Here is an 8,705-nt window from a genome sequence, read left to right on the forward strand (position 1 = left end):
CGCCCCCCAGTTCCAGGCGCTGCACTGCTTGGCTGCCCCTCACCCCGACCCTCTCCCCGCAGGGGAGAGGGAGCAGCGACCCCAACCCGCTGGATTTCCCATTCCAACGTCACCCCCGAATGCGCCTTCACTCTGTCCCGTACCTCTTCACCCAGCGCCTCGATTTCCGCGCTCGACGCGGACCCGAGGTTCAGCAGGAAATTGCAATGCTTCTCGCTGACCTGCGCATCGCCGCGAGTCAGCCCCCGACACCCCGCCGCGTCGATCAAAGCCCAAGCCTTATGCCCCTCGGGATTCTTAAACGTCGACCCGCCCGTCCGCGAACGGAGAGGCTGCGAAGCCTCACGCTCGGCGGCAATCCGATCCATCTCTGCACCGATCACAGCTGGCTCGCCGGGCGTGCCGGAGAAGACGGCTTCGACTACAACCGCACCAGCGGGAAGGTCAGAATGCCGATAGGTGAAACCAAGCTTCTCAGCGAACCAAGTCTCGACCGACCCGTCCCGCGTGACAACGGTAGCCTCGACCAGAATATCGCTGACATCGCGACCATAAGCCCCCGCGTTCATCCGAACCGCACCCCCAACCGTCCCCGGAATCCCGCGCAAAAACTCAAGCCCGGCAATTCCAGCGTCCCGCGCAGCGCTGGCAACGGTGATCCCCATCGCCCCCGCCCCCGCACGAACGCGGCCGTCCTGCACCGAAACCTTGGCCATCGCCTTAGGCAATCGCACAACGACCCCCGGCACGCCGCCATCGCGCACGATCAGGTTCGAGCCTACACCAACCGGCAGCACCGGCGTCGAAGGATCGAGAGCCTTCAGCAACTCCGCCAAATCCTCGACATCCGCAGGCCGCACCAGCCACTCCGCCGGGCCACCTGTACGAAACCAGATAAAGTCCGCCAGACTGCCATTAGCCGTCAGAGTACCACGCAGATCCTCCCCGGCACGGGGAGGGGGACCGCCAAAGGCGGTGGAGGGGGCGCTGCCAGAAGCGTTACGCTCGTGGACGCCCCCCTCCACCATGCCCTGCATGGTCCCCCTCCCCGTACCGGGGAGAATTTGCGACGCGCCACTCACGCCATCACCTTCGCACGTTCGGCAGCGATCGCGTCAGCGAGGCCAGCCGCCCATTTCGTGATGTCGCCAGCGCCGAGGCACACGACCATGTCGTCAGTCTCGATCGTCGCCGCCAACTCTACCGCCAGCGCATCAGCATCCGCGACCACACCCGCGAACCGGTGCCCGCGCCGCTTCAACCCCTCGACCAAAGCCTCGGCATCGACGCCTTCCACGGGCGCCTCACCCGCCGCGTAGACCGGCGTCACCAAAACCCGATCCGCATCGTTGAACGCAGTCTGGAAATCCTCCATCAGATTGCCGAGCCGCGAATAGCGATGCGGCTGCACCACCGCGATCACGCGACCCTTCACACCCTCGCGCGCTGCCGCCAGCACCGCCCGGATCTCGACCGGGTGATGCCCGTAATCGTCGATGATCGTGACACCGGCAACTTCGCCAACCTTGGTGAACCGCCGCTTCACGCCGCCGAACTTGGCAAACCCCTGCTGGATCGTCGCATCCGCAATCCCGAGTTCCAGCGCCACGCCGATCGCCGCCAGCGCGTTCTGGACGTTGTGCCGCCCCGGCATCGGCATCTCGATTCCCGAGATCGTCCGCGTCGCACCATCCCGCTCGCGCACCACGCAATCAAAACGATTGCCGCCCGGGATCGGCGTAACCTCCACCCCGCGCACATCCGCCTGCGCCGAGAAACCATACGTCACGACCCGACGATCGCGCACCCGCGGCAGGATCCCCTGCACCTCCGGATGATCGAGGCACAGCAACGCCGCACCATAGAACGGCACGTTCTCGACGAACTCGACGAACGCATCCTTCACCGCCTCGAACGAGCCGTAATGGTCGAGATGCTCGGGATCGATGTTGGTCACCACCGCGATCGTGCCGTCGAGCCGCAGGAAGCTGCCGTCGCTCTCGTCCGCCTCCACGACCATCCAGTCGCTCGCACCCAATCGCGCGTTCGAGCCGTACGAGTTGATGATCCCGCCATTGATGACCGTCGGATCGACCCCGCCCGCATCGAGCAGCGCCGCCACCATCGACGTCGTCGTCGTCTTCCCATGCGTCCCGGCAACCGCGACGGTCGACTTCAACCGCATCAGCTCAGCCAGCATCTCGGCACGCCGCACAACCGGCACGCGCGCGTTCAATGCCGCCTCGACCTCGGGGTTCGAGCGCACGATCGCGGTCGACACGACCACCACCGCGGCATCGCCGATGTTCGACGCGGCATGGCCGATCGCCACCGGGATGCCCTTGTCGCGCAACCCCTGCACGACATAGCCCTCGGCCACGTCCGAGCCCTGCACGCGGTAGCCGAGGTTCTTCATCACCTCGGCGATGCCCGACATGCCGATCCCGCCGATCCCGACGAAGTGGATCGTGCCGATATCCGTTGCGACGCCCTTCATGCGAACTGCGCCTTGGGCTTGGAGGGCGCGCCGACCGGAATCCGCGACAACGGTGCATCCAGGCTCTCGACCAGATCGGCCAGATCGCTCGCCGCGTTCGGCCTTCCGCAACTGCGCGCACGCCCCGCCGCATTCTGCAACGCCGCCGGATCGAGCCCGAGTTTCTGCATCTGCTTGGCCAGTTCCACTGCGGTAAAGTCTTCTTGCGCGATCGTCCGCGCGCCGCCCGCCCGCGTGATCTCGCGCGCGTTCACGGTCTGGTGGTCGTCGGTCGCGCCCGGCAGCGGAACCAGGATCGCCGGACGCCCCGCCGCGGTCAGCTCCGAAATCGTCGAAGCGCCCGCGCGTGCGATCACCAGATGCGCCCAGGCCAGTTGCTCGGGCATATCGGGCAGATACGTCGCCAGCTCGGCCGGGATATGATGCTCGGCGTACTTCGCGCGGACCGCGTCGATATCCTCGATCCGCGCCTGATGAGTCACCTGCAACCGCCGCCGGAAGGTCACCGGGAGCATCGCCAGACCGTCGGGCACGACCTGCGACAGGATGCTCGCCCCCTGGCTACCGCCGGTAACGAGCACGCGGAAGATGCCGTCTTCCTCCAGCAGCGGATACGGCCGCGAGCGCAGCGCCAGCACCGCCTCGCGCACGGGATTGCCGACCAGATGCGCCTTGCCCAGCAGCTTGGGCGCGAGGCGCTCGGTCGGCTCGGACGAGGTCGCGATCGCATCGACGCGACCCGCGACGAACCGGTTCACCCGACCCAGTACCGCGTTCTGCTCATGCACAGCCGTTGGAATCTTGTCCGCGAACGCCGCCAGCAACGCCGGCAACGCAGGATAGCCGCCAAAGCCGATCACGGCGGCGGGCTTGAAGGTCCGGTACAGTTCGCGCGCCATCGCCCGCCCGCGCCACATCTCCCGCGTGGCCCGAGCCCAGCCGAGCGGCCCGCCGGTAAAACGTCCCGCCGGCAAGACATGCGTCTGGATGTCCTCGAACAGCCCCGGAAACCGTACTCCGCGCGCATCGCTGACCAGCGCAACGCGGTGGCCACGCTTCGTCAGTTCGGCCGCGAGCGCCGCCGCCGGGACCATGTGTCCGCCCGTGCCACCGGCTGCTAGGACATAATGCTTACTCATTCACCACTCCAGCGGACGACATAAGGGCTCCGCGTGAGAAACGGATTGCGCCGGGTAAACGCCAGCAGCAACCCCATGCCGACCGACAACGCGATCATCGACGACCCGCCATAGCTGATGAACGGCAGCGTCATACCCTTCGATGGCGCGAGGCCGGTGTTGACCGCCATGCTCACCAGCGCCTGCGCGCCGAACTGCGTGGCGAGGCCCGCCGAGGCCAGCAGCTTGAATTCGTCCTGCTCGTCCAACAACTTGACGAACACGCGCACCACGATCGCGAGGAAGATCACCGCGATCACCGAGCATGCGATCAGCCCGAACTCCTCGCCAATCACCGAGAAGATATAGTCGGTATGTGCCTCGGGCAGCCCGAACTTCGCCGCACCCGCGCCCGGCCCCGTCCCGGTCCAGCCGCCCGCGGTCAGCGTATTATGCGCCGCATTCGTCTGGAAATGGTCGCCCGCGCCCTCGCCCTCGACACCCGGAAACAGGAACGCATCGATCCGCGACCGCGCCACGCCGTAGAAGACATACGCGGCGATCAGCCCCGCCGGCGCCATCGCGACGAGGCCGAGCATGACCTTGGCCGGCGTCCCCGCGATCATCAGCAGCGCCATCCAGACCGAGCAGAAGATGATCGTCTGGCCGAAATCGGGTTGCAGCATCAGCAGCACCGCGACGCCTGCGGTCATCGCGCCGGTGATCAGCACGGTCGGCAGCTCGGCATCCTTCGCACGTAGCGACAACAGCCACGCGACCGTGACGATAAATAGCGGCTTCAGGAACTCCGACGGCTGGAACTGCGCGAATCCGACGCCGAGCCAGCGCCGTGCGCCGTTCGCCTCGACCCCGATGAACGGCGTCACCATCAGCATCAGCACGAACAGCGCGCACCCGCCGATCGCCATCCGCCGCGCCATCGAGACGGGCATCATCGACACGCCGAACAGCACGGGGAGCGACACGCCGACCCACATCAACTGTCGCCAGAAATAGTATAGCGGCGCGATCTTGTGGTGCTCGCCCGAATAGCGGACCGCACTCGCGGGCGATGCTGCGGCGACCGCAATCAGGCCGATCGCGATCAAGAACAGCGTCAACAGCAGGAGCATCCGGTCGATATCCCAGAACCACGTGCCGAGCGGCGACTGATCGCCGCGGCCACCGCGCCGCTTCATCTTGGCGACGATGCCGGTCTTCTGTCCGGACACACCCATATCCATGGCCCCAGCGCGCAAATCGGTCATGCCAGCGACTCCACCGCAGCGCGGAACGCCGCCCCGCGCGCTTCGTAATCGCGAAACTGGTCGAAGCTAGCACAAGCGGGGGATAACAACACCGTGTCGCCGGGCTTCGCGTTGGCTGCGGCACTGCGGACGGCTGCGTCGAGCGTACCGACGTTCTCGACCGGCATGGAATCTTTCAGGATTTCGGCGAACCGCGGCCCCGCCTCGCCGATCGCGTAGGCGCGGACGACGTGGCCGAAAGCGGGCTTGCACGCGTCGAGGTCGTCGCCCTTCGCGCGCCCACCGATGATCCAGTGGACGCGGTCGAACGCGGCGAGCGCCGGCGCGGTGCTTTCGGGATTGGTCGCCTTGCTGTCGTCGACATAGGCGACGCCCCCATAAGACGCGATCTGCTGCATCCGGTGCGGCAGGCCGGAGAAACTGGTGAGGCCGCGGTCGATGTCGACCTCGCTCACGCCCAGCGCCTTCACGACCGCGATCGCCGCGAGCGCATTCTGTGCGTTGTGCGGACCTTGGAGCGCGGGCCAGTTGCTCTGATCCATGCACACGCCCGGCGCGATCTTGGTGAGATGCTCGCCTTTCGCCGACAGACCGCGCGCGATCTGCGCGGACGGCGCATCGCCGATCCCGATGACCGCGTCATGCTCGACCGACTGCATCGCGAACAACCGCGTCTTCGACGCCGCATAGCCCTCGAAGCCGTCATAGCGATCGAGATGATCCGGCGTGATGTTGAGCAGCACCGCGACGTCGCAATCGAGCGTCTGCGTCAGGTCGATCTGATAGCTCGACAGTTCGAGCACATAGACGCCGCCCTCGGGGAGCGGCTGCTGCTCAAGGATCGGCAGGCCGATGTTGCCGCCCATCAGCGTGGGGATGCCCGCGGTCTTGAGGATATGGTGGACGAGCGCGGTGGTGGTCGACTTGCCGTTCGTGCCGGTGATGCCGACGACCTTGTGCGGGGGGAGGTCTGCGCGGGCTTGCGCGAACAACTCGATGTCGCCGATAACGGGGACGCCGGCTACGCGCGCGGTTGCGGCGAGCGGGTGCGTGTTCAGAGGCACTCCCGGCGAAACGACGAGTGCGTCGAAGCCCGACAGATCATCCAACGGCGCAACGTCCACGAGCCCTCTCCCCTCCGGGGAGAGGGTTGGGTGAGGGGCTGTTCCGAGCGCAACATTGCTGGGCTGCCCCTCACCCCAACCCTCTCCCCGCAGGGGAGAGGGAGCAAAGACGGCGCGCTCGGCCTCGGCCGAATCCCACGCGACGACCTGCGCGCCACCAGCCACAAGCGCCCGAACAGCCGCAGCCCCAGACCGCGCCAGCCCCAGCACCGCATAGCGTTTCCCGCGCCAGGCCTTCGCGATAATCACCGCAGCTTCAACGTCGAAAGGCCGACCAGCGCCAGCACCAGCGCGATGATCCAGAAGCGGATCACCACCGTCGCCTCGGCCCAGCCGAGCTGTTCGAAATGATGGTGGATCGGCGCCATCCGGAACACGCGCTTGCCGGTGCGCTTGTAGAAGAACACCTGGATGATCACCGACAGCGCCTCGATCACGAACAGCCCGCCAATGATCCCCAGCACGATCTCGTGATGCGCGACGACCGCGATCGTCCCCAGCGCGCCGCCGAGCGCGAGGCTCCCGGTATCGCCCATGAACACTGCGGCCGGCGGCGCATTGAACCACAGGAACGCGAGCCCTGCCCCAACGATAGCCCCGCAGAAGATCGCCAGTTCACCCGCACGAGGGACATGAGGAATGCCGAGGTAATCCGCGAACTTCACGTTCCCGACCAGATACACGATCACCATGAACGCGACGCTGGCGATGATCACCGGCATCGTCGCCAGCCCGTCGAGCCCATCGGTCAGGTTCACCGCATTGCCGAACGACACGATCGTGAAAGCGGCAAAGACCGGGAAGAACCAGCCCAGATCGAGGTACATGCGCGACGTGAACGGCAGATACAGATGCGGCCCGTTCTGCGACATGATGATCGTCGCGGCGATCCCCGCGATCGCGAACTCGAGCAGCAGCCGCGTCCGCCCGCTGATCCCCGCGGTGCTCGCCTTACGCACCTTGTCATAGTCGTCGAGGAACCCGATCGTCCCGAAGCCCAGCGTCACGAACACGCACGCCCAGACATACGGATTGCTCAGGTCCATCCACAGGAAGATCGCGAGGCACATCGAGGTCAGGATCATCAGCCCGCCCATCGTCGGCGTGCCGCGCTTCGAAAGATGCGACTGCGGGCCGTCGGCGCGGATCGGCTGCCCCTTGCCCTGCCGCACGCGCAACCAGCCGATGAACTTCGGCCCGATGATAAGGCCGATGATCAGCGCGGTCGCCACCGCACCGCCGGTCCGCACCGTCTGATACCGGATGAGGTTCAGCAGGCCGGGAAACCCCAGATGCTCGGCGAGCCAGTACAACATTCAGTTAATCCCGCCTTTGAGGCCAGCTTGTAGACCAGCCACGACGCGGGCGAGGCCCACCCCGTTCGATCCCTTGACGAGCACGACATCGCCCGGCGCCAGGATCGTCCGTAACGACGCGAGCGCGGCCGCAGCGTCGCCCACATGGACGGTTTCGATCTGTCTCTCAAGCACCTGCGCTAGCGGCGCCATCGCTTCACCGACCAGCAGCGCCATTTCGACGCGCGCGGCGAGAATGGGCTCGGCGAGGCCGGCGTGATAGTCGTCGGAGCCCTCGCCCAGTTCGCGCATCTCGCCGAGTACCGCGATGTGGCGGCCCAGCTCGTGGCTGAGGACGCTTAACGTCGCGCGCATCGATGCAGGGTTGGCGTTGTAGCTCTCGTCGATCACCAGCGCCTGGCCTTCGCCGACGCTGACCAGCGATCGTGCGCCGCGACCTTGCAGCCCACCGAGTTCGGCAAGTGCCAGCCCGGCCAATCCAAGATCACTGCCGGCCGCCTGCACGCACGCCAGCACGCCGAGCGCGTTCGACACCCAGTGCGCGCCGGGCTGCGCGATCGTGAAGCTCAGCTCGTGCTCCGCCCCCTGCCCCATCCGCGCGGTGACGAACGTCCCGCCGGTCGGCAGCCGCATCGCCTCGATCGCACGGACATCGGCGCCCTTCTCGCTGCCGAACGTGACGATGTGCGCGGCATGCGGCGCAGCATGGCCGAGCAGCCGATCGCGGTGAGGGCTGTCATAAGGCACGATCGCCGTTCCGCCCGGCTCAAGCCCGGCGAAGATCTCCCCCTTCGCATCCGCAATCGCGCTCTCGTCGGGAAAAAACGCGGTATGCGCGGGGGCGATCGCGGTGATCATCGCGATGTGCGGCCGCACGAGTTGGGTCAGCTCGGCAAGCTCACCGGCGTGGTTCATCCCCATCTCGAACACGCCGAACTTCGCGTCGCGCGGCATGCGGGCGAGGCTGAGCGGTACGCCGGTATGGTTGTTGTAACTCTTGACCGAACGATGGACCTCGCCGGGGGCTGCGCGGTCGAGACACGCGAACAGCGCCTCCTTCGCGCTGGTCTTGCCGACGGACCCGGTGACACCCATGATCTTGGCGGTGGAGCGCGCCCGGCTGGCGCGGCCGAGTGCCTGCAACGCGATGAAGCTATCCGCAACAAGGACGTGCGGATGGTCGCAAGGTTCGGACACTATCGCCCCCGCCGCGCCTTGGGCGAAGGCCTGGTCGAGGAACAGGTGGCCATCGCTGGCCTCCCCCTTCATCGCGACGAAGAGATCACCGGGCCCGACTTCGCGCGAGTCGAAGGCGACGCCGGTAACGGAGAAGTCACCAGACGCCACACCACCGGTAGCGGCAGCGATCTCAACTGAAGTCC

General features: G+C 66.5%; 6 protein-coding genes and 1 pseudogene. All 7 read right to left on the reverse strand.

Going from position 1 to position 8,705, the window contains the following annotated elements:
• Nucleotides 1-74 precede the first annotated feature (74 nt).
• Nucleotides 75-1,028, reverse strand: a pseudogene (gene murB, locus H8S47_RS18280) (UDP-N-acetylmuramate dehydrogenase); the annotation flags it as partial.
• Nucleotides 1,029-1,078: 50 nt separating this feature from the next.
• The gene (gene murC / locus H8S47_RS18285; protein WP_187505203.1) at nt 1,079-2,497 is read right to left on the reverse strand and encodes a UDP-N-acetylmuramate--L-alanine ligase; all 1,419 of its coding nucleotides are present in this window, start codon (nt 2,495-2,497) and stop codon (nt 1,079-1,081) included.
• The gene (murG, locus tag H8S47_RS18290) at nt 2,494-3,636 is read right to left on the reverse strand and encodes an undecaprenyldiphospho-muramoylpentapeptide beta-N-acetylglucosaminyltransferase (protein WP_187505204.1); all 1,143 of its coding nucleotides are present in this window, start codon (nt 3,634-3,636) and stop codon (nt 2,494-2,496) included. The genes murC and murG overlap by 4 nt, the downstream gene beginning before the upstream one ends.
• Nucleotides 3,633-4,853 (reverse strand): FtsW/RodA/SpoVE family cell cycle protein, encoded by a 1,221-nt coding sequence (locus tag H8S47_RS18295; RefSeq protein ID WP_398457795.1) that lies wholly within the window; start codon nt 4,851-4,853, stop codon nt 3,633-3,635. Before H8S47_RS18295 ends, murG begins: the two co-directional genes overlap by 4 nt.
• A 26-nt stretch (nt 4,854-4,879) precedes the next feature.
• On the reverse strand, nt 4,880-6,256 hold the full coding sequence (gene murD, locus H8S47_RS18300; RefSeq protein WP_187505205.1) for a UDP-N-acetylmuramoyl-L-alanine--D-glutamate ligase: 1,377 nt from the start codon (nt 6,254-6,256) through the stop codon (nt 4,880-4,882).
• Nucleotides 6,253-7,323 (reverse strand): phospho-N-acetylmuramoyl-pentapeptide-transferase, encoded by a 1,071-nt coding sequence (gene mraY, locus H8S47_RS18305; RefSeq protein ID WP_056486650.1) that lies wholly within the window; start codon nt 7,321-7,323, stop codon nt 6,253-6,255. The genes murD and mraY overlap by 4 nt, the downstream gene beginning before the upstream one ends.
• On the reverse strand, nt 7,324-8,705 hold a 1,382-nt coding region (locus H8S47_RS18310; RefSeq protein ID WP_187505206.1), incomplete at its 5' end, for a UDP-N-acetylmuramoyl-tripeptide--D-alanyl-D-alanine ligase.

The organism is Sphingomonas albertensis (assembly GCF_014358075.1).
GTDB lineage: Bacteria > Pseudomonadota > Alphaproteobacteria > Sphingomonadales > Sphingomonadaceae > Sphingomonas > Sphingomonas albertensis.

What these genes read in the sequence shown, in the direction of transcription:
- murC (WP_187505203.1), bottom strand. Translation starts at nt 2,497, where the DNA reads ATGAAGGGCGTCGCAACGGATATCGGCACGATCCACTTCGTCGGGATC.
- murG (WP_187505204.1), bottom strand. Translation starts at nt 3,636, where the DNA reads ATGAGTAAGCATTATGTCCTAGCAGCCGGTGGCACGGGCGGACACATG.
- H8S47_RS18295 (WP_398457795.1), bottom strand. Translation starts at nt 4,853, where the DNA reads ATGGGTGTGTCCGGACAGAAGACCGGCATCGTCGCCAAGATGAAGCGG.
- mraY (WP_056486650.1), bottom strand. Translation starts at nt 7,323, where the DNA reads ATGTTGTACTGGCTCGCCGAGCATCTGGGGTTTCCCGGCCTGCTGAAC.